We start from the raw sequence: 24,430 nt of genomic DNA, 5'->3' as shown, positions 1-24,430 counted from the left end.
AAGATGCCCGGCTTTCCGGGGGTTTCTCCGCTTTTACCGCCGACTTCGGGCACGGCGGGAGGTCTTCCGAGTACGGCTAGCGGCGGGTGATCTCCAGGTACGGCGGGTGCGGGGAGGACAGGCCGCCGATCGCCAGGCCCGCCCCGGCCTGCTCGGCGAGGGCCACGCTGGCCTGGCCGCCGAGGCGCTGGCGGAAGTAGGAGGTCAGGTCCACCTTCACCCACGCCCACGAGTAGCCGGCCGTGGTCAGGTCGCCCAGCTTGTTGCCGACCTGCGGGCGGGTGTCGAAGGTGACGCGGGAGGTCCAGTTGTTGCCCATGGCGTGCGCCGCCGCCACACCCTCGGGGCCGTGGTCGGTCACCCGCATCCAGACGTACATCACCACCGAGCGCACCCGGGCCGGCCTGACCTTGACCGAGCCGAGGTCGAAACGGAAGTAGGTCTCGCGGTACCAGGCGGGCTTGCCGGTCTTGACCTTGCACTCCGCGCACGCGGGGTAGGACTCGCCGGAGTAGGCGCCGCCCCGGACCATGTTGGTCAGGCTCGCGGTCACCTTCAGCACCTTCGGCCCGGCGTCGGCCGAGGCCGAGGGGGACGGGGTGGGGGTCGTCTCGCCGCCGACGGTGAGCGGGAGGGCGGCGACCTTCGACCGGCCGGCCAGGGTCACCTTCGCGGTGATCCGTACCTCGCCCTCGGTCAGGACGGTGACCACGCCGTCGGGGCTCACCGTCGCCACCCGGGGGTCGGCGCTGTGGTAGACGACGGTGGCCTTGGCCAGGTTGGCCGGACGGCCGTCGGTCAGGCGGGCGGCCAGCTTGAGACGGAAGGTCTGGCCCGGGGCGGCCGGGGTGGTGGTGTCGGGGGCCAGGGTGACCTTCGCCAGGACGGCCTTCCTGGCCGGGCTCGTGGAGGGGGTGGGCAGCGGGGTCGCCGTGGGGGCGACGGGGCGAACGCTCGCCTGGACGCCGGGGCGGGAGGTCGCGCCGGTGTCGGCTGCGGCGGTTCCGCCGGGGCTCTTGCCCAGGTTCACCGCCACCGCGACACCGGCCACCACCGCCACGGTCACCCCGGCCACCGCCACCATCATCCGGGAGGAGGTACGGCGAGCCGCCCCCTCCCGTGGCGCGGTGTCCCCGGCAACCGGCGCTCCACCTGTTGGCCCCGCTCCCCCGCCCCCGAAGGCCGGGCCGGTGACGCCGCTTCCGAAGCCCGGGCCCGTGAGGCCCGCCGCCGCACTGCCCCCGAAGGCCGGGCCCGTGACGCCCGGCTGCCCTTCTGTGACGCCGCCCATCCCGAAGGGGGAGCTGGGCGCCGGCGGTTGCGGGGCCGGGAACCCAGGGGTGGACGGCTGGGCGGGCGGGAAGCCGAAGGCCGGGGAAGGGGTGGGGGCGGCGGAGAAGGGCGGGTTGCCGGGGAAAGGGGTGGCTGCGGGAGTCGGAGGGGTGTGGGCGGCGGCGGGTTCGGTGACGGGGAGGCCGAGGGCCCGCTGGATGTCCTGGAGTTCACGCGCGAAGGCCCAGGCGCCGGCCGGCCGGTCGGCGGGTTGCTTGGACATGGCCCGCTCGATGAGCGCCCGCAAAGCCTGGGGAAGGTCGGGCCGCTGCAACGGCGGCAACGGCTGGCGAAGCACCCGCAGCAGGAGAGGGGCGACGCCCACGTCGGCCGGCTCGTAGAACGCGGGCCGCCCGGCGAGCAACTGGTAGAGGGTCGACCCCAGCGCGTACACGTCGGAGTGCACCGACTGCGGCGACCCGTTGAGCACCTCGGGCGCGGCGTGGTGCGGCGTGAGCGTGAGGGTGTTGGACGACAACTGCCCCACGTCCAGCATCCGCGCGACACCGAAGTCGGCCAGCGCCGGCTCGCCGTACTTGGACATGAGGATGTTCTGCGGCTTGATGTCCCCGTGGAAGACGCCCGCCTCGTGCACGGCGGCGAGCGCGGCGGCGACCTTGACCCCGATCCGGAGCGTCTCCGGCACCGGGAGCGCTCCCGCGGCCCGGAGCCGGCTGTGCAGGCTGCCGCCGTCGTAGAAGTCCATGACGATGTACGGCCGGCCGCCGGAGGCGGTGCCGGTGTCGAGGGCGGCGACGATGTTCGGGTGGTCGCTGAGCCGGCTGGTCACCTCGAGCTCGCGCCGGAAGTTGCGCAGGGCGCGCTCGTCCAGGTCGGTGACGGACAGCACCTTCACCGCGACCACGCGCCCCACCCGTTCGTGCAGGGCGCGGTAGACGACCGCGAATCCCCCCTGTCCTACCGGCTCGATGAGCTGGTAGCCGGGAATGCGCACGCCAAGATCCCCCACCGTCACGCGTCAGATCATGGCATATCCGGAAATTGTGTGTCGGGAACCCGGCAGACCCGTCCTCCAGGGGCGGCGGGCCCGCGCGCTCAGAGCTCGGCCGACAGCAGGCTCACCAGCTCCGCGAGCTGCTCGCGGCTGAGGTTCTTGCGCAACGCCTTGGCGGCGCTCTCGGGCTTGGAGACCGGCACGCTGATCGTGCGGGCGCGGAACCCGGCCGCGACCATCGCCGCGTTCGCGCTCATCTCCCCGGCGAGCACCTTGGTGTGCAGGGCCGGAGCGTCCTCCCGCAACCGCCGCAACGCGGGCGTCTCCCGCACGACGGGCTCGGCGACCGGTCCGGCCCCGGCTGCGGTCCCGGCCGCCGCCCCGTCCGCCGCCCCGTCCGCCGCCTCGACTGCCGCCCCGGCTGCCATGTCGGCCGCCTCCCCCGTTTCCGGTGCGGCGGCCCGGTCCACCGGGAGTGCGGCGACCGGCTCGGGGCCGGGGGCCCAGGGCGCGCTGTCGTCCCGCGTCCAGACCTCTCCCGCGGCCCCGTCCGCCGCCACGAGCAGGGCCAGCGCGGCCGGGTCGTCGGCGAGCAGGGTACGCACCATGCCGGGCGTCACGCCGAGCCCGCGCGGCGGGTCGGCGGTGACGAACTCCGCGAACTCCTCGTGCAGCACCAGCTCGCCGCCCGGCCCGGTGAACTCCTGCCAGGCCCCGGTCTTCAGCACCTCGACCAGCCCGGCCGCGGCCTGCTCCAGGCCGGTCCGCGCCTGCCCGATGGCCGCCGCCAGCTCGGCCACCCGCCGCCCGTGCTCGCTCAGCTCGTTCTCCCCCGACACCCGGTCCTCCCCCGCCCTCAGGTCAAAGGCCCGAGTATAGGGAGCGCGGGCGGCCTGCCGTACCGGATGACGGGAGCCCGCCGCCTAGCCCTGGGAGCGGGCCGCGGCCGGGACGGGTGTGGCGTGCACCACCGCGACCGGGCACCAGGCGCCGTGCAGGACACCGCTGGTCACCGAGCCGAGCATGGCCTTGCGCGAGCCGACGACGACCAGGTCCGCCCGGGCGGAGGCGGCGGTGAGCGCGGCCACCGCGCCGCCGCACACGGCCTCCTCGACCACCGGCACCAGCGGGTGGCGCTCCCGCCAGGGCTGGAGGGTCTCGTGCGCGGCGGCGCAGGCGTCGTCGAACAGCTCGGTGGACAACGACAGGTCGCCGCCCACGAAGGCGGAGAAGACCGGCGGCGTCCAGGCGTGGATGGCGCGCAGCCGGGCGCCGCGGCGGTCGGCCTCGGCGAAGGCGAAGGCGAGGTCGGCCCGCGACTGCTCGTCGAAGCCGACCACCACCTCGCCCCACGGTTCGGCGGGCGCCCCGGCCACCACGACCAGCGGGCACGGCGGCTGGGCGGCGAGAGCGCGCACGGCCGAGCCGATGCGCAGGGCGGCGGTCAGGCCGTGGCCGTGCCGGCCGAGCACCAGCAGGCTCGCATAGGCGGCCTCCCGGCGCAGGGCGGCGCTCACCTTGCCCCAGGCGGTGGCCGTCGCCACGGACAGGCCCGGCTCCTGTGCGGTGGCCAGCCGCGCCGCCTCGGCCAGGATCGAGCGGGACTGCTCGTCCTGTCGCGCGGCTCCGGCCGCGGGGCGGTCGTAGCCCCAGACGCCGGAGACGTGCACGATGCGGAGGGGCCGGCTGCCGCGCACGGCCTCGGCCGCCGCCCAGCGCACGGCTTCGGCGGCGGGGGCGGATCCGTCGGTGGCGACGAGGATGTGGGCGTTCATGCCTCCATCGCACGCTCTCGCCCGCCGCCGGGCCAGGGCCGAAGGTCCCGAGAAAGGTCCCGACTCCGCTGCGCCTGGCGTCACCGATAGGGCCTTTAGTCCCTGTTCGCACGATGCGGGAGTGAGTAGCGTCGAGGCCATGATTCGCGTGTTCCTGCTCGACGACCACGAGGTCGTCCGGCGCGGTGTCGCCGCCCTGCTGGAGTCCGAGGGCGACATCGAGGTGGTCGGCGAGGCCGGGACCGCGGAGTCGGCGATCGCCCGCATCCCGGCGCTGCGGCCGGACGTGGCCGTGCTAGACGTACGGTTGCCCGACGGCAGCGGCGTGGACGTCTGCCGGGAGGTGCGTTCCGGGCTGCCGGAGCTGAGGTGCCTGATGCTCACCTCCTTCGCCGACGACGACGCGTTGTTCGACGCGGTGATGGCCGGGGCGTCGGGGTACGTGCTCAAGCAGATCCACGGCTCCGACCTGGTCGGCGCGGTGCGGACGGTGGCCTCCGGGCAGTCGCTGCTGGACCCGCAGACCACGGCCCGGATGCTGCAGCGGCTGCGGGAGCAGGCCGAGCGCAGGGACCCGCTGGAGGCGCTGACGGAGCAGGAGCGGCACATCCTGGAGCTGATCGGCGAGGGGCTGACCAACCGGCAGATCGGCGAGCGGCTGTTCCTGGCCGAGAAGACGGTCAAGAACTACGTCTCCAACCTGCTCGGTAAGCTCAACATGCAGCGCCGGACCCAGGCGGCGGCCATGGTGGCCCGCCTGAAGGCCGACCGCCGCCCCTGACCGCCGCTCTTGTGGGCGCCCCTGACCGGCACGCGTGGGGTCAGGCGGGGACGCGCCAGCGGAGGCGGGTGCCGCCGCCGGCGGGTGTCTCGACGGCCAGCGCGCCGCCGAGCTGGGCGGCGCGCTGCTCCAGGTTGCGCAGGCCGCTGCGCTGGCCCGACCCCTCCAGGCCGATCCCGTCGTCCTCCACCACCAGCGTCAGCCACCCGTCGCCGACCTCGGCCGCCACCGCGGCACGGGTGGCCTTCGCATGCCGTACGACGTTGGACAGCCCCTCGCGCAGGACGGCCAGCAGGTGGGCGGCGACCGGCTCGGAGACCTGGTGGTCGAGCTGGCCCTCCATCCGCAGGCCGGGCATGAAGCCCAGGTGGCCGCGGGCGCTCTCGACCAGGTCCACGATCCGCGCCCGCAGGCTCGGCGTGTCGGGCCGGCTCGGGGCCTGGAGGGCGAAGATGGTGGAGCGGATCTGCCGGATGGTCTCGTCGAGCTCGTCGATCGCGTGCTGCAGCCGCCCGGCCGCCTCGGGCCGCTCGACCAGGCGGACCGCGCCCATCAGCGTCATCGCCACCGCGAACAGCCGCTGGATCACCACGTCGTGCAGGTCCTTGGCGATGCGGTCGCGATCCTCCAGCAGGCCCAGGCGCTCGGCGTCCTCGCGGGCCTCGGCCAGTTCGAGCGCCAGGGCCGCCTGACCGGCGAACGCTTCGAGCATCTTGACGTCGCCGGTGCTGAACGGCATCCGGCCCGGCGCCTTGGCCAGCGCCAGCACGCCGCGCACCGCGGGGGCCGCGCCGAGCGGGACCATCAGGCCCGGCCCGAAGCCCAGCCGGCGCAGCGGCGAGTCGGGCGCGGCGGCGGCGGTCTGCAGGTTGCTCTCGGTCAGGGCCTCGCCGCGGGTGAAGGCGGCGCCGGCCATGCTGCCCTCCAGCGCGAAGCCCAGATCCGCGGGGCACTCGCCGTCGGCGATCTCCACGCGCAGCGCCTCGTCCCGCGGCAGCAGCACCGCGGTCAGGTCGGCGCCGGTCATCTGGCGGGCGCTGCGCGCCAGCATGCGCAGCACCTCCTGCGGCTCGGCGCCGGACAGCAGGCTCGTGGTGATCTCCGAGGAGGCCTGCAGCCAGGTCTCCCGGCGGCGGGTCTCCTCGTACAGGCGGGCGTTCTCGACGGCGACGCCGGCGGCGGTGGCCAGCGCGATGACGATCGCCTCGTCCTCCTCGTCGAACTCCGCGCCGCCGCGCTTCTCGGTCAGGTAGAGGTTGCCGAACACCTCGTCGCGCACCCGGATCGGCACGCCGAGGAAGCTGCCCATCGGCGGGTGCCCGGGCGGGAAACCGTACGACTCGGGGTGGTCGGCGATCCGGGCCAGCCGCAGCGGCCGGGCGTCCTTGATCAGCAGCCCGAGCAGGCCGAGCCCGTGCGGCCAGTGCTCGATCCTGGCGATCTCCTCCTCGCTCAGCCCGACCGGGATGAACTGGATCAGCGTGCTGCCCTCCCCCACCACCCCGAGGGCGCCGTAGCTGGCGTCCACCAGGTTGGTCGCGGTCTCCACGATCCGCCGCAGCACGGTCTCCAGGTCGAGGTCGCTGCCCACCGACACCACGGCGTCGAGCAGCGCGTGCACCCGGTCGCGGGTGGCCAGCACGGCGTTCAGCCGGACCTGGAGCTCGGACAGCAACTCGTCGAGCCGCATGTGCGGAATGAGAGGGTTTGACACACGCGCCAGTCTGGCACCGCGAACGCGGCAGTGCCCATCCCTCTTGGGGACGGGCGCCGCCGTAGGGGTTCACTTCAGGTACGGCTGCCGCACGTACCCGCCCAGGCCGAGCGTCTCGCCCGCGCGAGCCAGAGCCAGCCCGGCCAGGACGACGGCGTAGACCAGGTGCTCGTCCAGGAAGGGGTTGGTGGCCAGCGGCAGCGCGGCCGCCCACATCAGCACCAGCAGCAGCCCGCCGGTCACCGCGGCGACCCGGGTGCCGACGCCCAGCCCCAGCGCCAGGCCGATGCCGAGCAGGCCGGTCATGAACAGCCAGTCCACCCACGCCTGACCGGCCAGCGCCGCGAAGAAGCCGCCGAGCGCGTTGTCGACGGCGCCCTTGAGGAACCCGGTGGTCGGGCTGCCGCCGTTCAGCCAGGCCTTGGCGGCCGGGGTGGCGTAGCCGAGACCGAAGGTCTTGTCGAGGAAGGCCCACAGGAAGGTCCAGCCGAGCGCGATCCGGGCGACGGCCCAGACGTAGTCGACGGGTGCGGCGGCGGGGCGCGGGGTGGTGGCCGTCCGCTGGTGCGGGTGGATGGCGGTCATGGTGTCCTCCTGGGGTCTCTGGGTCCAGTCCACCGGGCGCGGGCTCTTGGAGGCAGAGCCGTACGGCACGCGGGCGCAGGGACCTTCGTCACCGCCTTGCCGGGACCTCCGGCGAGCGGCCTTCTTCAGGCGGCGGTCGCGCCCGGGGCGGTGAAGCGGCGGTGCAGGCCGGTGAGGCGCAGGAGGTGGGCCACCCGGGGCGGGACACCGACCAGTTCCACCCGCGCGCCGTTGCGCCCGGCATGGTTGGCCGCCCGGACCAGGGCGTTCAGCCCCGAGGCGTCCATGAAGGTGACCCCGGCGAGGTCGAGCAGGATGCGCCGGCGGCCCAGCGCGGTGGCGTGGGACACCAAGGCCTCGATCACCGGCGCGGTGACCAGGTCGATCTCGCCTCGGACGGGAAGGGCGTCCCGCTCGGCAGACGGACGATCCGCGATCCCGGTGACCATGAACCCCTCCAGGTGCCAGCCTCTCGACCCTCCATGGTGACCAGGCGTCGCCGCCGGCCGCCAGGGCCGAAAGTCCTTGTTTCCCTGACCCGCCGGCGTTGTCCTGGCCCCGAGCCGGCGACCGCTGCCTCTGCCCGGAAACCGCCGGGCGAATCCTCAGGCCCGCGCGTCGTCGGGCACTTCTTTTTCGGTCGTGCGGTATCAGCGCGCCCTTGCCGGGCAGATGCACCTTTTGTGCCGTTCGCCAGGCACACTAGGGTCAGGCAGGAACGGAGCCGGAGGGCGGGAACAGGATGGCGTGGGCACCCCGAGCGGTCGCCGCCGTCCTGGCCGTGGTCTCGCCCGCGCTGGTCATCGCGGGCGTGGTGATCCTGGCCGGCCTCCCCGCGGAGTGGACCCTGCCCACCCTGGCCACCCCGCTGCGCGCGGCCGGGCTGACCTTTCCGGTCTTCGCCGCCTTCCTGATCTGGCACCGGCCCCGATTGCGGCTGGCCTGGCTGATGGCCGCGGGCGGGCTCGGCGGCGGCCTGTTCGAGTTCGGCCAGGCGACGATGCTCGCCGCGGCGGCCGGCGGGGAGCTCATGCTGGCCGGGGCGCTGAAGCTGCCGACGGTGATCGGCTGGGCGATCGCCACGCTGACGCTGGAGATGTTGCTGCCCCTGTACTCCCCCGACAGCAGGCTGCCCTCGCGGCGCTGGCGGGTGGTGGTGTGGCTGGGCGCGGTGTCGATCGCGGTCGAGACGTTGCGGCAGTTCGTCCGGCCCGACCCGCCCTACCAGGGGTATCCGCTGCCCGCGGTGATCCCCAACCCGCTGCAGATCCCGGCGCTCGCGCCCTACGACACCGCGATCTGGGCGGTGGCGTGGGCGGGCATCCTCGTGACGCTGCCGCTGGCGGCGTTGTCGCTGCTGGTGCGGTTCCGGCGGGCCGATCCGGTGGTGCGGCGGCAGATCGGCTGGCCGCTGTTCATGTTCGCCGGCTACATCGTGCTCATGCTGGTGGGCATCGCCGCGCCCGGGCTGACCTGGCTGTCGATCGTGTGGGCCGGACTCATCCCGGTCTCGCTGGTCGTGTCGGTCATGCGGTACCGGCTGTACGGGATCGACACCGTCATCAGCCGGACCTTCGTCGCGGCCGGGCTGCTGGCCGTGGTCGGCGGGGTCTACTTCGGGGTCGCGGCGCTGTCGAGCCTGCTGGTGTCCGGGTACGACCAGATCGCCGGGGTGGTCTCGGCGCTGCTGACCGGGGCGTTCTTCCAGCCGTTGCGCCGGACGCTGCAGCGGGCCGCCGACCGCCTGCTGTACGGGCCGGTGGGCGACCCGCGGGTGCTGGCCGAGCGGCTCATCCGCGAGATGCGGCAGGGCGACCCGGCCCGGGCCCTGGCCTCGGTGGTCGGCGTCCTGCGCGAGGGACTCGCCGTTCAAGGGGTGGCCGTGGAGGTCACGGGCGCGGAGCCGGTGGTCAGCCTGGCCGCCACGCGCAGCGGCCAGGTCGGGGAACGGCCGCGGGAGGTGCCGCTGGTCTGGCACGGCGAGCGCGTGGGGCGGCTCCTCGTCGGGCCGCCCGCGGCGCGCCGGTTCCCCGTCGCGCACGACGAGCGGGTGCTGGCGACGCTGGTGCCCTACGCGGCGGACGTGGCGCACGCCGTGCGGATGGCCGCCGACCTGCAGCGCTCCCGCGAGCGGATCCTGGCCGCCCGGGAGGAGGAACGGCGGCGGCTGCGCCGGGACCTGCACGACGGGCTCGGCCAGACGCTCAGCGGCCTGGCGATGATCGTCAACATCGCCCGGATCAACCTCAAGGCCTCGCCCGAAGCCGCCGACGGGCTGCTCAACGAGCTGCGTACCGGCATGGACGCGGTCACCGGTGACCTTCAGCAGCTTGTGTACGGCCTGCGTCCGCCCGCGCTCGACGAGCTCGGACTGGCCGCCGCCGTGCACGCGCTCGCCGGGCCGGACGACCCCGTCACCGAGCTGCGCACCGAGGGGGATCTGACCGATCTGCCCGCTGCGGTCGAGGTGGCGGTGTATCGGATCGCGCAGGAGGCGCTGACCAACGTCCGCCGGCACGCCCGGGCGCGGCGGGTGGTGATCGAGCTGCGCCGGGAGGCTGAGGCGGTGCGGCTGGTGATCGCCGACGACGGCGTCGGGCTCCCACCTGGGCGGCGGTCGGGGGTGGGGCTGGTGTCCATGCGGGAACGTACGGCTGAGCTGGGCGGGCTTTGCCTGGTCACCGGCGAGCCCGGCCGCGGCACCACCGTCGAGGTCCGCCTCCCCGCCCCAGTCCCTCACCCTGGATCCACCCCTCACTCCGGTTCTTCCCCTCACCCCGGTTCCGCCCCTCACCCCAGTTCGTCTTCTCACCCCGGCTCCTCTTCTCGCCCCGGCTCGTCCGCCAACCCCGCCTCCCCGGCTCGCCCCCGCGCCCTCCGCCCCTGACCGCCGCCCACCTGCCTCCGCGCCGCGCCCCTTCCGGCCCCAGCCACCCCGCTCGCTCCGCGCCGTCCTCCACCGTCCCGCCGACCGTGGCTGAGGTCATCAGGGGGACCGGGAGCTGTAGCCAAGGTCATCGGGTTGACGGGGAGCTGTGGCTGAGGCCATCAGGGTGGACGGGGGGCTGCGGCTGAGGCCACCGGGCGGAGGGGTCCCATGGCGGAGGGGTGCCGTGGCTGAGGACGCCGAGGTGGCGGGAGCGGTCCGGGGCTGGCCTCACGCCTGGGGGCGGTGGCCGGGAGGAGGGGCGGCCACCGGATCGTGGAGGCCGGTCAGCCGGTGGGCCCGCAGCGGGTCAGGCGGTGGGTCCGCAGGCGGGGGTGGGCGGGGTACGGTACTGGGCTGGTACGGGTGTGGTTGAGGGGGTTACGGATGACGTGGCGTGGGGCGCTGGGTGTGGTGGCGGTCGCGGGGGTGCTGGCTGGGTGCGGGGTGATCCCAGGGGTCGGGGGGACGGCGGCCGGTGGTGAGCAGCAGGGCGGCGGCAAAGGGCAGGGGGCCGGTGAGGCGGAGAAGTCGCCCCGGCCCGCGGAGTCGGCGGTTGCGGCGCCCAAGGAGGAGAGCGGTTACACGTTGCCCAAGTCGCCGTGCGCGGTGCTGGATGCGCGGACCAGGGCGAGTGTCGGCCTGCGGAAGGCGGTCAAGGACAAGTACGACGTGGCCTGCAAGTGGTCGAACGAGCCCGGGACGGCTCCGCCGTACCGCTTCAGGGACCTGAAGATCACCTACGAGTCGGGGCTCCTGCGCACGGAGGGCACCGAGCGCGAGGCGAAGCTGGCCTACGACCGGATGCGGACCAGCGACTACCGCCAGCCGAGCGTGTTCGGCGGCGCGCCGGCGGTGAAGGGCACGATCAAGCAGGTCGGCTCGGTCAAGGAGGGCCAGGACTACGACGAGGGCTACTACGTCTTCTACGTGTACAAGGTCGCCGAGGCCGGCCGGGGCGAGGGCAAGGCGGTCCTGCGCAAGGGGAACGTGATCGTCACCATCACGGCCAGCGGCGCGAACGTGCCGGGGCGGCGGGTGCGGGACGGCAAGCCGATCGACAACGCGACCGCTCAGGCGATGATCGACAAGGTGGCCGACCGGGCCCTGGCGGCGATCGGCTGAGCCACTCCATCAGCCGGGCCGCATCCACCCACAACCGGGTGGGCGCTAGCGTGCTGGGCATGATGAGATGCGCGATTCTGGATGACTACCAGGGCGTCGCCCTGAGCCTGGCGGACTGGTCGGCGGTGGAGGCACGCAGCTACCGCGAGCGCTTCGCCTCGATCGGCGAGCTGGCCGAGGCGATCGGCGACTGCGAGATCGTGGTCGCGATGCGCGAGCGCACCCCCTTCCCGGCCGAGCTCTTCGAGCGGCTGCCGGCGCTGCGGCTGCTGATCACCTCCGGGATGCGCAACGCCTCGATCGACCTGAAGGCCGCCGCCGCGCACGGCGTGACGGTGTGCGGCACCGGGAGTTCCGCCACCCCGCCGGCCGAGCTGACCTGGGCGCTGATCCTCGGCCTGGCCCGCGGCCTGCTGCCGGAGACGGCGGCGATGCGCTCGGACGGCCCGTGGCAGCAGACGGTCGGCCTGGACCTGAACGGCGCGGTCCTCGGGCTGCTGGGCGTGGGCAAGATCGGCTCGCAGGTGGCGCGCGTCGGCCGGGCGTTCGGCATGGACGTGGTCGGGTGGAGCCCGAACCTGACCGCCGAGCGGGCCGAGGCCGCGGGGGTACGGCTGGCGCCGTCCAAGGAGGCGCTGCTGCGCGAGGCGGACGTGGTCTCGCTGCACCTGGTGGTGGGCGAGGGCACGCGGGGGCTGCTGGGCGCGGCCGAGCTGGCGCTGATGCGGCCGACGGCGTACCTGGTCAACACCTCGCGCTCCGCCCTCGTGGACCAGGACGCGCTGGTCGAGGCGCTGCGCGCGGGCACCATCGCGGGCGCGGGCCTGGACGTCTTCGACGAGGAGCCGCTGCCGCCCGGCCACCCGTTCCGCACGTTGCCGACGGTGCTGGCCACGCCGCATCTGGGCTACGTGACGCTGGGCAACTACCGGACCTACTTCGGCGAGGCGGTGGCCGACATCGACGCCTTCCTGGCCGGGGCGCCGGTGCGGGTGCTGGCCGGGCCGAAGGAGTTGCCCTGACGCCGGTGGCAGGGTTGTAGCGTCGGCGCGAAGGGCGACGACAGGGGTGACGATGAGGTTCGCGATCAGCTACTCCACGGCGGCCGGGCTGGATCCCGACCGGCTCGTGGCGTTCGCGCGGCAGGCCGAGGAGTGCGGCTTCGAGGGGATGTACCTGCCGGAGCACGTGGTGCTCTATCCGGGGGCGGCGCTGGGCGGGTTCGAGTTCCCGCCGGCGTTGCCGTACCCGGACCCGCTGGACTGCCTGGCGTTCGTGGCGGCGGCCACGCGGCGCCTTCTGCTGGGGACGGCGGTTTTGCTGCTGCCGTACCACCACCCGGTGGTGCTGGCGAAGCGGCTGGCGACGATCGACGTGCTGTCCGGGGGGCGGATGCGGCTGCTGACCGTGGGCCTGGGCACGCTGCCGGGCGAGGCGGAGGCGATGGGCGTCGACTTCGGCAGCCGGGGGCGGCGGGCCGACGAGGCGATCGAGGTGCTGCGGCTGTTGTGGGCCGGGGACGAGACGGGGGTCAGCTTCGCCGGGGAGTTCTTCGGGTTCGACCGGCTGACCAGCTATCCCAAGCCCCATGAGGCCGCGGGGTTGCCCGTGCACGTGGGCGGGTCGAGCCGGGCCGCGGCGCGGCGGGCTGGGCGGCTCGGGGACGGGTACTTCCCGGGCGGGTCGCTCACCGCGGAGGAGCGGGCGGCGCAGTGGGAGCTCGCCCGGAAGGCCGCGGTGGAGGCGGGGCGTGATCCGGGGGCGCTGGAGTACACGCGGTGGGGGTCGATCGACATGAGCGCCGAGCGGGTGGCCGCCTTCGCCGCGCAGGGGGTGACCCGGATCGTGGTCAGCCCGTTCTCGGCGGACCCGGCGGAGCAGCAAGCCGAGATGAGCGCCTTCGCGCGGCGGTTCGGGCTGTCCTGACCGGGAGCCGGCCGGGGGTCAGGTGAGGTTCAGGCGTGCGAGGTCGCGGCGGGTGCGGATGCCGAGCTTGCGGAAGGCCCGGTAGAGGTGGTGCTCGACGGTGCGGGGGCTGAGGAAGAGCTGGGCGGCGATCTCCCGGCTGGAGCCGCCCTCGGCGGCCAGCCGTACGACGTGGGCCTCCTGGGCGGTGAGGCGGTCGAGCAGGGGGGCGGCGGCCGGCTCGGGCTGCGGGACCGTGTCGCCGGCGGCGAGGAGTTCGGCGCGGGCGCGGCCGGCCCAGGGGGCGGCGTGGAGCCGCTCGAAGACGGCCAGCGCCGAGCGCAGGCGCGTCCGGGCGTCGGTGCGGCGCTTGGCGCGGCGCAGCCATTCGCCGTAGAGGAGTTCGGTGCGGGCCTGCTCGAAGGGCCGCTCGGCGCGGGCGTGCGCGTCGAGGGCGTGCAGGTAGGCGTCCTCGTCGCCGGTCAGCAGGGCCTGGCAGCGGCTGCTCAGGGCCTGGGTCCAGGGTTCGCCGCCCGCCTTCGCCCAGGCGGCCAGCCGGGCGGCGGGCTCCGCGGCACGGTACGGCTCGCCGAGCCGTACCGCGGCCTCGACCTGGTCGGCTGCGGCGGCGAGCAGGCCGGCGGCGTGCCGGAGCGGGCCGCGGGCGGCGGCCTCCAGCCGGTCGAGTGCGGCGGCGTAGCGGCCCAGGCCCAGGTCGAGCAGGCTGAGCGCGGCGGCGCCGGCCAGGCCGCCGGTGTCGGGCGCGCCGCTGGCCAGGCGCTCGCAGCGCTCCTGGTCGCCCTCGATGGCGGCGACCCGGGTGAGCACCGAGTGGAGGTGCGGGATGCGCCGGTCGAGGCCGGTGTCGGCGGCCAGCCGTACCGCCTCCTCGACGGCCTGCTCGGCCTCGCGGTGGCGGCCCGCGGCGATCAGCACGCCGGCCAGGTCCTGGAGGGCCTGCGGGAGCGCGCCGACCAGGCCGTGCCGGCGGCACCGCGCCACGTCGGCCTCGGCCAGGGCGGCGGCGGTCGCGTCGGCGCCGAGGATCATCGCGCAGAGCGTGGCCCAGGAGATGGTCAGCCCTCCGGTGCCCTGCTCCAGCCGGCCCGCGACCTCGGCCCCAGCCCCCTGCTCCAGCCGGCCCGCGACCTCGGCCCCAGCCCCGGTCTCGGCCCCGGTCTCCAGCCCTGCCACCGCCGCGCTTCCCGCCGCGCTTCCCGCCTGCCTCCCCAGCGGCCCCACGGTCTCGGTTCCGGGGTGCGGGGCACGGGGGTGGGCCGCGAAGCCGGCCAGCAGGGGCAGGCCGCGGGTGTAGTCCTCCTCGACCAGGGCGGCCAGGCCGAGCACCATGGGATCGGGCAGCCCCAGCTCGGCCAGCCGGTGCGCGGCGCCCAGGATGGCCTCGCGGTCGCCGTGGAACCAGCCGTAACCGGCGCTCGCCCGGAGCAGCACCGCGGCCTGCTCGGGCGGCGCGAACGCCGACCGCTCGGCCAGCGCGCGGGCGGCCAGCCGCCGCTCGCCGGTCTCGAACTCGACCGCGGCCCGTACGGTCGCCAGCGTCACCGGCGCGTCCCCGCCGGGCAGCAGGCGCTCGGCCTCGTCGACCAGGGCCGAGGCCCGCCCGGCCTGGCCGACGGAGAGCGCCAGCCAGGCCGCCTCCCCGAGGCGCTCCGCCCGGGCGCGCGGCTCGGGGCTGAGCCGGGCGGCCTGCTCGAACAGCCCGGAGGCGGAGGCGTAGGCGGTCCGCCCCCGAGCCCGTACGGCGGCGCGGGCGATCTCGTCGGCGACCGGCCCGTCCACCGAGGTGGTCGCGGCGGCCAGGTGCCGGGCCCGGCAGTCGGCGTCGCTCGCCACCTCGGCCAGCGCGCGGTGGACGGCGACCCGGCGGGCCAGCGGCGCGCCCTGGTAGGTGGCGGTGGCGATCAGCGGATGGCGGAAGGCGACGACGTTGGCGGTGATGTCGAGCAGGCCCGCCTTCTCCGCCTCGCCGAGGTCCTCCAGGCCCACGCCGAGCGCGGCGGCCCCGCCGAGCAGCGTCGGCAGGTGGCCGCGGCCCTCGGCGGCGACGGTGAGCATCATCAGGCGGGTCCGCTCCGGGAGGGCGCCGATGCGGGAGCGGAAGGTGGCGAGCACGCGGTCGGGGACGGGCATGGGGCCGGCGGCCGAGTGGTAGGGGCGCTGGGCGGCGGCGAACTCCAGCAGCGCCAGCGGGTTGCCGGCGGCTTCGGCGACGACCTGGTCGCGGGCGGCGGGGGCGAGGTTGTGGCCGGCCAGCAGGGCGGCGGCGTCCTCGGGGCTGAGCCGGGCGGGGCGCAGTTCGGGCAGGCCGGCGGCGGGGAAGCCCTCCTCTCGGGCGGCGAACAGCAGCGCGACGCCCTCGGCGGAGAGCCGGCGGGCGGCGAACAGCAGGGCGTCGGCGGAGGCCTGGTCGAGCCAGTGCGCGTCGTCCACCAGGCACAGCAGCGGGCCGTCCTCGGCGGCCTCGGCCAGCAGGGTGAGGACGGCCAGGCCGATCAGGAACCGGTCCTGCACCCCGCTCCCGGCCGGGCCGGCAGAGGGCTCCGCGCCGGCCGGGGCACCGAACGACGGGGAGGCACCCGGCGAAAGGCCCGGGGAGAGGCCCGGGGAGAGGCCCGGGGAGAGGATGGTGTGGAGGGCGGTGGCCTGGGCGGGCGGGAGGGTGGCGAGGCGGTCCTGGAGGGGCCAGAGCACCTGGACGAGCCCGCCGAAGCCCAGGTCGGCCTCGGCCTCGACCCCGACGACCGGCAGGGTGCGCACGCCGAGCTCCTCAGCCTGCCCGGCGGCCCAGCGCAGCAGCGCCGACTTGCCGATCCCGGCCTCGCCCCGCACGACCAGCCCGCCGCTGCGGCCCTGGCGGGCGGCCTCGACGAGGGCGCGGATCTCGGCCCGTTCGGCCCGCCTGCCGTACAACAACCCGTTCCGCCCCCGTAGGTAGATACGGAAACATTACCGATTCGCCCCGTATCCCCGGATTCGTAGCGTCGGACCTGCGCAAACGACCGACGACACGAAAGGCGCCCGCAGCCGTGAGCGAGCTTCTCAAACCAGTCACCCTGGGCCACCTCGACCTGCCCAACCGCCTCGTCATGGCCCCCATGACCCGCAGCCGCGCCCGCGCCGGCCTGGTGGACGAGCTGACCGCCGAGTACTACGGCCAGCGCGCCGGAGCCGGGCTGATCATCGGCGAGGGCACCCAGCCGTGCGTGATCGGCCAGGGCTACCTCGACACCCCCGGCCTGCACTCCGCCGAGCAGGCGGTGGCCTGGCGGCGGGTCACCGACGAGGTGCACCGCCGCGGCGGCCGGATGTTCGCCCAGCTCATGCACTCCGGCCGGATCGGCCACCCGTGCCTGTACCCGGGCGACCAGCTCCCGCTGGGCCCGTCGGCCATCGCCTCCGGCGAGAGCCTCTACACGCCCGAAGGCATGGTGGAGCATCCCACGCCGCGCGAGATGACCATGGACGACATCGATCGGGCGGTCGAGGAGTTCGCCGCCGCCGCCCGGTACGCGATGGCCGCCGGGTTCGACGGCGTCGAGGTGCACGGGGCGAGCGGCTACCTGGTCCACCAGTTCCTGTCGGACAACACCAACCGCCGCACCGACGCCTACGGCGGCTCGGTCGAGGGGCGCATCCGGTTCGCGGTCGAGGTGGTGCGCGCGGTCAGCGACGCCGTCGGCCCGGCGCGCACCGGCCTGCGCATCTCCCCCGGGATCACCTACAACGGCATGGACGAGAGCGACACCGCCGTCCTCTACCGCGAGCTGGCGGCGGCCCTGTCCGGCTTCGGCCTGGCCTACCTGCACGTCTCCGAGCAGGGCACGCGGGACATCACCCGGATGCTCCGCGCCGGGTGGCCGGGCACGCTCATCCTCAACCCGCATCCGCACACGCCCGGGGTGCCGTCGACCGTGCGGGACGGGGAGGAGGCGCTGCGCTCCGGGCTGGCCGACGCGATCTCCTTCGGGCAGCTCTGGCTGGCCAACCCCGACCTGCCCGCGCGCATCGAGGCCGGCGGGCCGTACACGGCGGCCGATCCGGGCACCTTCTACGGCGGCGACCACCGGGGGTACACCGACTACCCGACTCTGGAGGGCTCGTGACGCTCACCACCCGGGCTCCGGGGCGGGTGCCCGCCGTCGTGCTGGCGTTGCTGGCGGCCCCGATGGCGCTCGGCATGGCCGCGCCGCCGCTGGTGCTGCCGCAGGCGGCCGGGGCGCTGGGCCTCACGCTGGGCGTGGTGACCTGGGTGGTCACCACCTTCGGGTGGGCCATCGCGGTGGGCACGCCGCTGCTGGCCGGGGTGCAGAACCGGTACGGCGAGCGTGCGGGGCTCCTGGTCGCCGGCGGGCTCGTGCTGGGCGGGGGGCTGGTGACGGTGACCGCGCCCGGGCTGGGGTCGCTGCTCGCCGGCGGGGCGTTGCAGGGGCTCGGGAGTGCGGGGTTCACCACGATCGCGATGAGCCTGGCCGGGTCGCCCCGCGCGCTCGGCCTGGTGACCGCCTCGCTGGCGACCGTGGGGGCGACCGCGCCGCTGGCCGGGGAACTCATCGCCGGGCTGCTCGGCTGGCGGGCCGCGCTCGCGCTGCCCGTCCTCAGCCTCGCCGTCCTCCCGCTCGCCCTCCGCCGCACCCCCGCCACCTCACCGTCCCGTCCCCCCTCCCCAGGGGTGCAGGGGTACGGCGGGCGGTTCGATCCCGGTGGGGCGGTGGCGCTGACCGGGCTGGTCACGGCCCTGGTGTTCGTGCCGCACGCCTGGCACCTGGCCGGCGGGGCGGCGGTGCTGGCGGCGCTGCTCCTGGCGCTGCGGCTGCGGACGAGGCCGGACGGGTTCGTGCCGGTGACGGTGATCCGCGTGCCGCGGTTCCTGGCCGCCTCCGGGCTGGCCTTCGGGCTCGGCGTGGTCAACTTCGGCCTGCTCTACGCGCTCCCGGGACCGCTGGCCGCCGGAACGGGGTGGAGCGGCACGGCGGTCGGGCTGGCGATGACATGGCCGCTGCTCTTCGGCGGCCTCGCCTCCTACGGCGTGGTCGCGTGGACCGAACGGCTGCCGTTCGCGCTCTCCGCCGCGCTGCTCGCCGGCCTGGCGGCCACCGCGACCGTCGTCGCCCTCCTCGGCACCGCCCCGCCCGCCCTGCTGGTCGCCCAGGGGCTGGCCTCGGTGGCCGCCGCCTCGGGACAGGGCGTGCTGGCCGGTCGCGCCCGCACCGCCGTACCGGAAAAGGATCGCCCGGCCGCGATGGGCCTGTTCAACCTCGCCTACCTGCTCGGCACCGCCTTCGGCCCGGCCCTCGTGGCCGGTTGACGCGTGCCGTACCGGGCCAGGACCGCAAACACGGTCAAGCGCCGGCGCGGCCCCCTCGACCACAATCGGAGGCATGGACAAGGCGAGCCCCGACCGGTTGCGGCACCTGATCGAGGTGGTCGTCGAGAGCCTCGACGACCACCTCGACGGCGGCCGGCTGGCCGGCCGGGCCTACCTGAGCCGGTTCCACTTCGACCGGCTGGTCGCGGCCGGGCTCGGCGAGGCGCCGGGCGCCTTCCGCCGCCGGCTGCTGCTGGAGCGGGCGGCGTGGCGGCTGATCGGCCGTCACCGCGTCACCGACGCCGGGTTCGAGGCCGGCTACGGCTCGACCGAGGCGTTCTCCCGGGCCTTCCGCCGCGCTTACGGCGCCAGCCCGAGCACGTTCGCCGCCGAGCCGGGCGACTTCCGGCTGCCCGCGCCGAACGGGATCCACTTCCATCCACCCGCCGGCCTCTTCGTGACCGGCGCAGCGACGGGAACGACCATGGACCTGACCGATCGCCTGCTCGACCACGACCTGTGGCTGACCGGCCGGCTGCTGGAGGACGCCGGCCGCCTCCCGGACCACCTTCTCGACCGAGAGGTACGGCCCGGCCACGAGGTCCTGCCCTTCGACGGTCCCGAGCCCACCGTCCGCCTGATGCTCGACCGCCTGGTCTGGACCAAGGAGGTCTGGACCGCCGCCATCGCCGGCCGCGAGCTGCCCGACGGCGCCGACCGTTCCCTCGACGGCCTGCGCCGCCGGTGGGGTGTCGCCGGGGAGGAGTTCCGCACGCTGGTGCACGGCATCCGCGCCCGCGACGCCTGGAACGACGCCTTCGTCGACGCCCTGTGCGAGCCGCCGCAGAGCTTCACCCTGGGCGGCGTGGTCGCGCACGTGCTCACCTTCTCCGCCCACCGCCGCCAGGTCCTCGTCGAAGCCCTGGCGGAGCTGGGCGTCGCCGAGGTGGCCCCGGCCTGCCCGATGGAGTGGGAGCGCCTGGCCGTCACCCGCCGCAGCCACCCCGCCGATCACCTGCGCGGGACCGCCCTTCCCACCACAGAGGAGCCGTCATGAGCACGACACCCACCGCCGCCGTGGACGCCTGGTGGCAGGCCATGCAGGACCGCGACCCGGCCGCGCTCGCCGCCCTCACGCTGCCCGACTACCTGTCCAGCGGCGGCCCCGCCGGGCGTTCGCTGGGCCGGGAGGCGTTGCTGGCCGAGGCGGAGGCGTTCTTCGCCGGCGCCCGCATCGACGAGTGGACGGTTTCCGATCTGGAGGTGCGCCGGCACGGGGAGGTGGCGGTCTGCTCGTACTCCTGGCACGAGAGCGGCGTGCACCAGGGCACGCCGTTCGTCATGGCCGGGCTGGCCACCGACGTGCTGGTGCACCGCGACGGTCACTGGCTGCACCAGGCGCACCACGTCAGCCCGCTGCCCTCCTGACCACGCCCTCGGCGTCAGGTGAGGCCGGGCGGGATGCCGACGGCCACCGTGTCCTCGGGCTGTACGGCGAAGCGCAGCCCGCGCAGGCCGGGCCCGTCGAGCAGCAGGTCGCCCGAGTCCGCGACGCGGAAGCTGAAGGCGCCCGCCCGCCAGGCCCCGGCCGGTGCCGGGGCGACCGGGGCGGCGTAGGTCAGCCCCACCCGCAGTTCCCCCTTCCGCAGGACGGCCAGCACGCCGAACTCGTCGTTGAGCCACACGCCCTCCGGCGGCGTCCCGGAGCCCGGCGGGTCGCAGGGCACGAACGCGGTCGGCCACCGGATGGAGCGGTCGTCCCCGAGCAGGAGCCGGCCGTCCTCCAGCGTCAGCCAGGCGCCCGCGGCCACGCCGGTCTCGTGCCAGCGGCCGTCGTCGCCCGCGGTGAGCGTCAGCTCGCCCGGGCCGGTCACGGAGATCGCGTCGTCCGGGGCGGCCTCGATGCTGAGCGTCGCCTCGGTCTGCGGGTCGCGCCAGTGCCCGACCAGGTCCGCCCGCCGCGCGGGGGCCGGGGAGGCGACCGGGCGCGAGGCGGGGCTGGGGACGGACGGAGCGCCGAGGGTGCGGGCCAGGCTCAGGCTGAGCCCGACCGGGTCCAGGCCGCTGTGGTTGGTCAGGACCGCCACGCCCAGGCCGGAGTCCGGCAGGTGGACCAGGTTGCTCACGTATCCCGGCATGCCGCCGGCATGGCCGTACCCGCGCAGGCCCTGCGCGTCGAGGTGGCAGATCCCCTGCGCGTACGGCAGCACAGTGCCGTCCGCCAGCACCGTGCGCTCCAGCAACGCCTCGCGGACCTCGCTCCCCAGCACCCGCCCGTCGGCCAGGAAGCCGAACCACGGCGCGAGGTCGGCGACGCTGGTGACCAGCCCGCCGTCACCGACCGCGCTCTCCTCGGTGTCGGCCCGGCGTCCCTCGCCGGTGTAGCCGAAGGCCAGCCGCGGCAGCGGAAGGGAGGCGTCGTCACGGAAGACCGAGTCGTCCATGCCGAGCGGCCCGAGCAGCCGCTCCCGGGCGAAGGCGGCCAGCGACAGCCCGCCGGCCCGCCGGATCACCGCGGCGGCGAGGATGTAGCCGGTGTTGGAGTAGGAGAAGGCGCTGCCCGGCTCGAACAGGGTCCGGCGGATGCCGGCCAGCAGCCGCAGCAGCCGGTCCTCGTCGAGCCCGCGCAGCGGGACGCCGGTCACCGCGTGCAGGGCGTACCACTCGGGCAGCCCGCCGGTGTGCCGCAGGCACTGGCCGAGCGTGACCGGGACCTCCAGCCGCAGCTCGGGCAGGTGCGTCCGGACGTCGTCGGACAGCCGCACCTTGCCGTCGGCGGCCAGCAGCAGCAGGCAGGTGGCGGTGAACTGCTTGCTGATGGAGGCGATGTCGAAGCGGGTGTGCGCGTCGATCGGGACGCCGAACTCGACGGTCGCCGCCCCTCGGGTCGAGGTGTGCAGGGCCTGGCCGCCGGAGTAGACGCCGACCGCCAGTCCGGGACCGTCCGGGCGCAGGTCCAGGGCGTCGAGTGCTTGCTCCACGAGCTCCACGTCGATCACCGCTTGCCGTACAGCGCCATGCGGCTGATCATGGCGTCGGCGGCCAGGTGGTAGCAGACCGTGACGCAGCCGAGCAGGTCGCGCGGGTTGGTGAAGGTGGCGGCCAGCGTCTTGTCGGCGATGCGGCGTACCCCGGGGATCTGCGCGCCGAACTCGGCGGCGGGCGTGCTGGGCATGTCGATCTCCAGTTCGAGCACCTCCGGCAGCTCCAGCGGCGTCAGCTCGCCGGCCGAGCGAACCGTCTCGGCGGCGGCCTCGCGGATCTGCCGGGCCGCCTCGGACGGGGAGAGGCTGTCGGCGGCGGTGTGGCCGTGGGCGATCTTGACGGGCACCGTTCGGACGCCGGGGAAGACCTTCTCCGCGACGCCGCAGATCACGTCGTCGCCGGTCAGCAGCCCGATGGGCACGCCGACGGCGGCGGCCTGCAGGGCGTTGACCTCCGCCTCGGAGACCAGGGCGCCGTTCAGCCGGACCTCGTAGAAGTGCGAGGAGAAGGTGTGGGCGAGCACGCCGGGCGAGCCGGCCGCGGCGTGGTAGCCGAGGAACATGGCCACGTCGTGCTCGGCGGCGACGCCCTCGGCCATGCAGTCCAGCTTGGGCGTGCCGAAGATGAGCCGGGCGCGCGGGTCGAGCTCCTCGTGCAGGAGGTTGTCCATGGTGCCGTGGCTGTCGTTGACCAGCACGCTGTCCGCGCCGGCCGCGAAGGCGCCCTCGATCGCGGCGTTGGCCTCGGCGGTCATCAGCCGCTGCGAGCGGGGGTATCCGTGCCCGCCGCGCACGACCTGATCCATGGTGGCGATGCCCGCCACGCCCTCCATGTCGATGGAGATGTAGACCCGCACCGGTTGCTCCTCTCGCTCGCTGGCGTTCACAGGGTGTCACCCGGGACGGGCCCCGGCTTTGTCGCGGAGGCAGAAGCCGCGCCCGCCGTTTGGGCGCTGCGCACTGCGGCGGGGACGGCGAAGGCGGCCGCGACGGCCAGCAGGCCGATGGCGGCCGACAGCAGGTAGGTGTCGACGAAGGCGGCCTCGGTGGGCAGGCCGCCGACCGCGCCGGAGGCGAGCACCATGGCGCCGAGCTGCGCCCCGAAGGTGCCGCCGACGCTCTTGGCGACGAAGACGACACCGCTGACGCCGGCCGCGCGCTCGCCGGGCACGTCGCTCGCCACGGCGTTGAGCCCGGCGGTCAGGCCGACCGCGGCGCCCAGTCCCATGATCGCCACCCCGGTGACGATCTGCCACGGGCTGTCGTGCCAGTAGGCGAGCATCGCGGTGCCGCCGCAGACGAGCGCGCTGCTCAGCGCGAGGACGGCCCGCCGTCCGAGCAGCCGGGTCAGCGGCCCGACCAGCGGTGCGGCCAGCGTGCCCGTGACGCCCATCGGGAACAGGTACAGGCCGATCCACAGGGTGTCGGCGCCCAGGCCGTAGCCGGTCTCGACGGGGGCGGCCAGCATCATCGGCAGGGCGACCACGAGCCCGAAGGAGGCGAAGCCGAACACCGCGCCCATCGCGGTCACCGCCGCCGGGGTGCGGGCGGCCAGCAGCCGCAGGTCCACCAGCGGGTCGGGCAGCCGCAGCTCGACGACGGCCCACACGCCCAGCGTCCCGAGCGCGGCGGCGAACAGGGCGAGCGTGCCCGGAGCGCTCCAGCCCCAGGCCGGGGCGACGGTCAGGGCCAGCATGAGCAGTGCCAGGCCGCCGCCGAGCAGCAGCCCGCCCAGCCAGTCCACCCGCGCTCCGCGGCCGTGCGCCTCACCGGCCGCGCGGGTGGTGGCCGGGACCGCGAACCAGGCCCAGACCCAGGCCGCCGCCCCGCCCGCGAGGGCCAGCAGGAACAGCGCCCGGTAGCCGAGGGCCGAGCTGATCGGCCCGGCGAGCACCAGGCCGAGCGCGCTGGCCAGCGCGGCGACGCCGATGACCAGGCCGTTGCCGGTGGCCGCCCGCTCGGGCGGGAGGGTGTCGCGGAACAGGCCGACGGTCAGCGGCAGCATGCCGAGCCAGACGCCCTCGACGGCCATGCCCACGATGAGGGTCAGGACATCGGGCGCCAGCGCGGACAGGAGCAGCCCGGCGCCGCTGACCGCCATCAGCGTGAGCATCAGCCGGCGCTTGTCGTACAGGTCGGCCAGCCGCCCGATGATCGGGGTGCTGATCGCCGAGCTGATCAGGGAGCCGGTGAAGATCCACGCCAGCGCGCCGGGCGAGGCGCCCAGCTCGCGCTGGATGAGCGGGAGCGCGGGCGAGAGCGTCATCTCCATGGTCTGGAGGACGCCGATGAACATGACCGGCGCGCCGATGACGCCGAAGCCGGATCTGGGCATGGTCGTGCCTTTCGGGGTGGGGTGACAATGGCCGCGCGGTCCCCCCGAACCCTCGGCCGGGTGCTAGGCGGGGCCGAGCACCCTCGGTGTGATCAGGGCCAGGGCGGTGTCGACGAAGAAGCTCTCGTCCGGCTCGTGGGCGCCGAGCACGACGCCCTGGCCGAGGCCGGACAACAGTGCTTTCAGCGCTCTGGCCAGGCGCAGCGCCTGCGCGCCGGTGAGGGCGGCCCCGTCGTGCTCGCGGCCGGCGAAGAGCGCGGCCAGGTCGACCTCGGTCGATCGGATCGAGGCGGCGAGCCGGGCGAGCAGGCCGGCGTCGTTGAGCACGAGGTCGAGGACGCGGGTCTCGAACAACATCATCTTCCCGGCCGCCTCGGGATCGTCCGAGACGCGCAGGAAGCGCCGGGCGACCTCGGCCACGGCCTCCTCCAGGCTCGTGCCGAACTCGCCGGCCTCGGCCGGCCGCAGTTCGACCGGCCCGGCGTAGTCCTCGACCATCGCGACCATGAGGTCGGTCTTGCCGCCGAAGAGCGAGTAGATCGCGCCGGTGGTCAGCCCGGCGAGCTCGGCGATGTCCTCCAGCTTCGCCTTGGAGCCGTCCCGGCCGACCACTTCGCGGGCCGCCTCGACCAGCGCCCGCTTGTTGGCCGCCTTGCTCTCCGCTCTCGTCAACCGCATGCCGTAACG

Annotated in this window: 20 protein-coding genes; 9 read left to right on the top strand and 11 right to left on the bottom strand. The window is 75.1% G+C overall.

The window, feature by feature from the left end:
- Positions 1-76 precede the first annotated feature (76 nt).
- From ACIBG7_RS38610 to ACIBG7_RS38600, 3 genes are all read right to left on the bottom strand, one after another.
- Positions 77-2,287 carry a protein kinase gene (locus ACIBG7_RS38610; protein ID WP_397339469.1) on the bottom strand — a complete coding sequence of 737 codons (2,211 nt, stop codon included), beginning with the start codon at positions 2,285-2,287 and terminating at the stop codon, positions 77-79.
- Between the two features lie 101 nt (positions 2,288-2,388).
- Entirely contained in the window at positions 2,389-3,126 is a 738-nt protein-coding gene (locus tag ACIBG7_RS38605; RefSeq protein WP_397339468.1) for a hypothetical protein, read from the bottom strand.
- Between the two features lie 84 nt (positions 3,127-3,210).
- Positions 3,211-4,062, bottom strand: coding sequence for a universal stress protein (locus tag ACIBG7_RS38600; protein ID WP_397339467.1), 852 nt, complete (start codon positions 4,060-4,062; stop codon positions 3,211-3,213).
- A 139-nt stretch (positions 4,063-4,201) separates the two neighbouring features.
- Here ACIBG7_RS38600 and ACIBG7_RS38595 point away from each other — a divergent pair, with 139 nt between their 5' ends.
- Positions 4,202-4,843: a response regulator gene (locus ACIBG7_RS38595; protein WP_397339466.1), complete on the top strand. Its 642-nt coding sequence runs from the start codon at positions 4,202-4,204 to the stop codon at positions 4,841-4,843.
- A gap of 40 nt (positions 4,844-4,883) precedes the next feature.
- Here ACIBG7_RS38595 and ACIBG7_RS38590 read toward each other — a convergent pair whose 3' ends face one another.
- From ACIBG7_RS38590 to ACIBG7_RS38580, 3 genes are all read right to left on the bottom strand, one after another.
- The gene (locus ACIBG7_RS38590; protein ID WP_397339465.1) at positions 4,884-6,533 is read right to left on the bottom strand and encodes a GAF domain-containing sensor histidine kinase; all 1,650 of its coding nucleotides are present in this window, start codon (positions 6,531-6,533) and stop codon (positions 4,884-4,886) included.
- Positions 6,534-6,626: 93 nt separating this feature from the next.
- Positions 6,627-7,142: a hypothetical protein gene (locus ACIBG7_RS38585; RefSeq protein ID WP_397339464.1), complete on the bottom strand. Its 516-nt coding sequence runs from the start codon at positions 7,140-7,142 to the stop codon at positions 6,627-6,629.
- 125 nt (positions 7,143-7,267) lie between these two features.
- The gene (locus tag ACIBG7_RS38580) at positions 7,268-7,591 is read right to left on the bottom strand and encodes an STAS domain-containing protein (protein ID WP_357925473.1); all 324 of its coding nucleotides are present in this window, start codon (positions 7,589-7,591) and stop codon (positions 7,268-7,270) included.
- A 293-nt stretch (positions 7,592-7,884) separates the two neighbouring features.
- Between ACIBG7_RS38580 and ACIBG7_RS38575 the strand changes: the two genes are divergently transcribed.
- The 4 genes from ACIBG7_RS38575 (at position 7,885) to ACIBG7_RS38560 (ending at position 13,119) form a co-directional block, all read left to right on the top strand.
- Positions 7,885-10,029: a sensor histidine kinase gene (locus ACIBG7_RS38575; RefSeq protein WP_397339463.1), complete on the top strand. Its 2,145-nt coding sequence runs from the start codon at positions 7,885-7,887 to the stop codon at positions 10,027-10,029.
- A gap of 426 nt (positions 10,030-10,455) precedes the next feature.
- Complete coding sequence (locus ACIBG7_RS38570) at positions 10,456-11,193, top strand: hypothetical protein (protein ID WP_397339462.1); 738 nt, start codon at positions 10,456-10,458, stop codon at positions 11,191-11,193.
- Between the two features lie 59 nt (positions 11,194-11,252).
- Positions 11,253-12,215, top strand: a complete 963-nt coding sequence (locus tag ACIBG7_RS38565) for a D-2-hydroxyacid dehydrogenase family protein (RefSeq protein WP_397339461.1) — start codon at positions 11,253-11,255, stop codon at positions 12,213-12,215.
- 52 nt (positions 12,216-12,267) lie between these two features.
- A complete protein-coding gene (locus ACIBG7_RS38560; RefSeq protein WP_397339460.1) occupies positions 12,268-13,119 on the top strand; it encodes a TIGR03619 family F420-dependent LLM class oxidoreductase in 852 nt (283 codons plus the stop codon).
- Positions 13,120-13,137: 18 nt separating this feature from the next.
- Here the strand turns inward: ACIBG7_RS38560 and ACIBG7_RS38555 are convergent, their stop codons facing one another.
- Positions 13,138-16,029 carry an AAA family ATPase gene (locus ACIBG7_RS38555; RefSeq protein WP_397339459.1) on the bottom strand — a complete coding sequence of 964 codons (2,892 nt, stop codon included), beginning with the start codon at positions 16,027-16,029 and terminating at the stop codon, positions 13,138-13,140.
- A 116-nt stretch (positions 16,030-16,145) separates the two neighbouring features.
- Here ACIBG7_RS38555 and ACIBG7_RS38550 point away from each other — a divergent pair, with 116 nt between their 5' ends.
- The 4 genes from ACIBG7_RS38550 (at position 16,146) to ACIBG7_RS38535 (ending at position 19,852) form a co-directional block, all read left to right on the top strand.
- The gene (locus ACIBG7_RS38550) at positions 16,146-17,222 is read left to right on the top strand and encodes an alkene reductase (RefSeq protein WP_397339458.1); all 1,077 of its coding nucleotides are present in this window, start codon (positions 16,146-16,148) and stop codon (positions 17,220-17,222) included.
- Entirely contained in the window at positions 17,219-18,424 is a 1,206-nt protein-coding gene (locus ACIBG7_RS38545; RefSeq protein WP_397339457.1) for an MFS transporter, read from the top strand. The genes ACIBG7_RS38550 and ACIBG7_RS38545 overlap by 4 nt, the downstream gene beginning before the upstream one ends.
- Before the next feature lie 73 nt (positions 18,425-18,497).
- Positions 18,498-19,481 carry a helix-turn-helix domain-containing protein gene (locus ACIBG7_RS38540; RefSeq protein ID WP_397339456.1) on the top strand — a complete coding sequence of 328 codons (984 nt, stop codon included), beginning with the start codon at positions 18,498-18,500 and terminating at the stop codon, positions 19,479-19,481.
- A complete protein-coding gene (locus tag ACIBG7_RS38535) occupies positions 19,478-19,852 on the top strand; it encodes a nuclear transport factor 2 family protein (protein ID WP_397339455.1) in 375 nt (124 codons plus the stop codon). The genes ACIBG7_RS38540 and ACIBG7_RS38535 overlap by 4 nt, the downstream gene beginning before the upstream one ends.
- Positions 19,853-19,866: 14 nt before the next feature.
- Here the strand turns inward: ACIBG7_RS38535 and ACIBG7_RS38530 are convergent, their stop codons facing one another.
- The 4 genes from ACIBG7_RS38530 to ACIBG7_RS38515 form a co-directional block, all read right to left on the bottom strand.
- Entirely contained in the window at positions 19,867-21,414 is a 1,548-nt protein-coding gene (locus ACIBG7_RS38530) for a serine hydrolase domain-containing protein (RefSeq protein WP_397339454.1), read from the bottom strand.
- Between the two features lie 5 nt (positions 21,415-21,419).
- Positions 21,420-22,265: a M55 family metallopeptidase gene (locus ACIBG7_RS38525; protein WP_357925447.1), complete on the bottom strand. Its 846-nt coding sequence runs from the start codon at positions 22,263-22,265 to the stop codon at positions 21,420-21,422.
- A 26-nt stretch (positions 22,266-22,291) separates the two neighbouring features.
- Positions 22,292-23,743 carry an MFS transporter gene (locus tag ACIBG7_RS38520; protein WP_397339453.1) on the bottom strand — a complete coding sequence of 484 codons (1,452 nt, stop codon included), beginning with the start codon at positions 23,741-23,743 and terminating at the stop codon, positions 22,292-22,294.
- Positions 23,744-23,806: 63 nt separating this feature from the next.
- The gene (locus ACIBG7_RS38515; protein ID WP_397339451.1) at positions 23,807-24,421 is read right to left on the bottom strand and encodes a TetR/AcrR family transcriptional regulator; all 615 of its coding nucleotides are present in this window, start codon (positions 24,419-24,421) and stop codon (positions 23,807-23,809) included.
- Positions 24,422-24,430 lie beyond the last annotated feature (9 nt).

The organism is Nonomuraea sp. NPDC050328 (assembly GCF_044459405.1).
Lineage (GTDB): Bacteria > Actinomycetota > Actinomycetes > Streptosporangiales > Streptosporangiaceae > Nonomuraea.
Note: the sequence above shows the minus strand (reverse complement) of the source record. Positions and strands in the feature narration are given on the sequence as shown.

Excerpts from the sequence above, each read along its gene's own strand:
- ACIBG7_RS38575 (WP_397339463.1), top strand. The coding sequence starts at position 7,885 with ATGGCGTGGGCACCCCGAGCGGTCGCCGCCGTCCTGGCCGTGGTCTCG.
- ACIBG7_RS38515 (WP_397339451.1), bottom strand. The coding sequence starts at position 24,421 with ATGCGGTTGACGAGAGCGGAGAGCAAGGCGGCCAACAAGCGGGCGCTG.
- ACIBG7_RS38520 (WP_397339453.1), bottom strand. The coding sequence starts at position 23,743 with ATGCCCAGATCCGGCTTCGGCGTCATCGGCGCGCCGGTCATGTTCATC.
- ACIBG7_RS38585 (WP_397339464.1), bottom strand. The coding sequence starts at position 7,142 with ATGACCGCCATCCACCCGCACCAGCGGACGGCCACCACCCCGCGCCCC.
- ACIBG7_RS38590 (WP_397339465.1), bottom strand. The coding sequence starts at position 6,533 with ATGCGGCTCGACGAGTTGCTGTCCGAGCTCCAGGTCCGGCTGAACGCC.
- ACIBG7_RS38565 (WP_397339461.1), top strand. The coding sequence starts at position 11,253 with ATGATGAGATGCGCGATTCTGGATGACTACCAGGGCGTCGCCCTGAGC.
- ACIBG7_RS38570 (WP_397339462.1), top strand. The coding sequence starts at position 10,456 with ATGACGTGGCGTGGGGCGCTGGGTGTGGTGGCGGTCGCGGGGGTGCTG.
- ACIBG7_RS38595 (WP_397339466.1), top strand. The coding sequence starts at position 4,202 with ATGATTCGCGTGTTCCTGCTCGACGACCACGAGGTCGTCCGGCGCGGT.
- ACIBG7_RS38580 (WP_357925473.1), bottom strand. The coding sequence starts at position 7,591 with ATGGTCACCGGGATCGCGGATCGTCCGTCTGCCGAGCGGGACGCCCTT.
- ACIBG7_RS38560 (WP_397339460.1), top strand. The coding sequence starts at position 12,268 with ATGAGGTTCGCGATCAGCTACTCCACGGCGGCCGGGCTGGATCCCGAC.
- ACIBG7_RS38540 (WP_397339456.1), top strand. The coding sequence starts at position 18,498 with ATGGACAAGGCGAGCCCCGACCGGTTGCGGCACCTGATCGAGGTGGTC.
- ACIBG7_RS38600 (WP_397339467.1), bottom strand. The coding sequence starts at position 4,062 with ATGAACGCCCACATCCTCGTCGCCACCGACGGATCCGCCCCCGCCGCC.
- ACIBG7_RS38535 (WP_397339455.1), top strand. The coding sequence starts at position 19,478 with ATGAGCACGACACCCACCGCCGCCGTGGACGCCTGGTGGCAGGCCATG.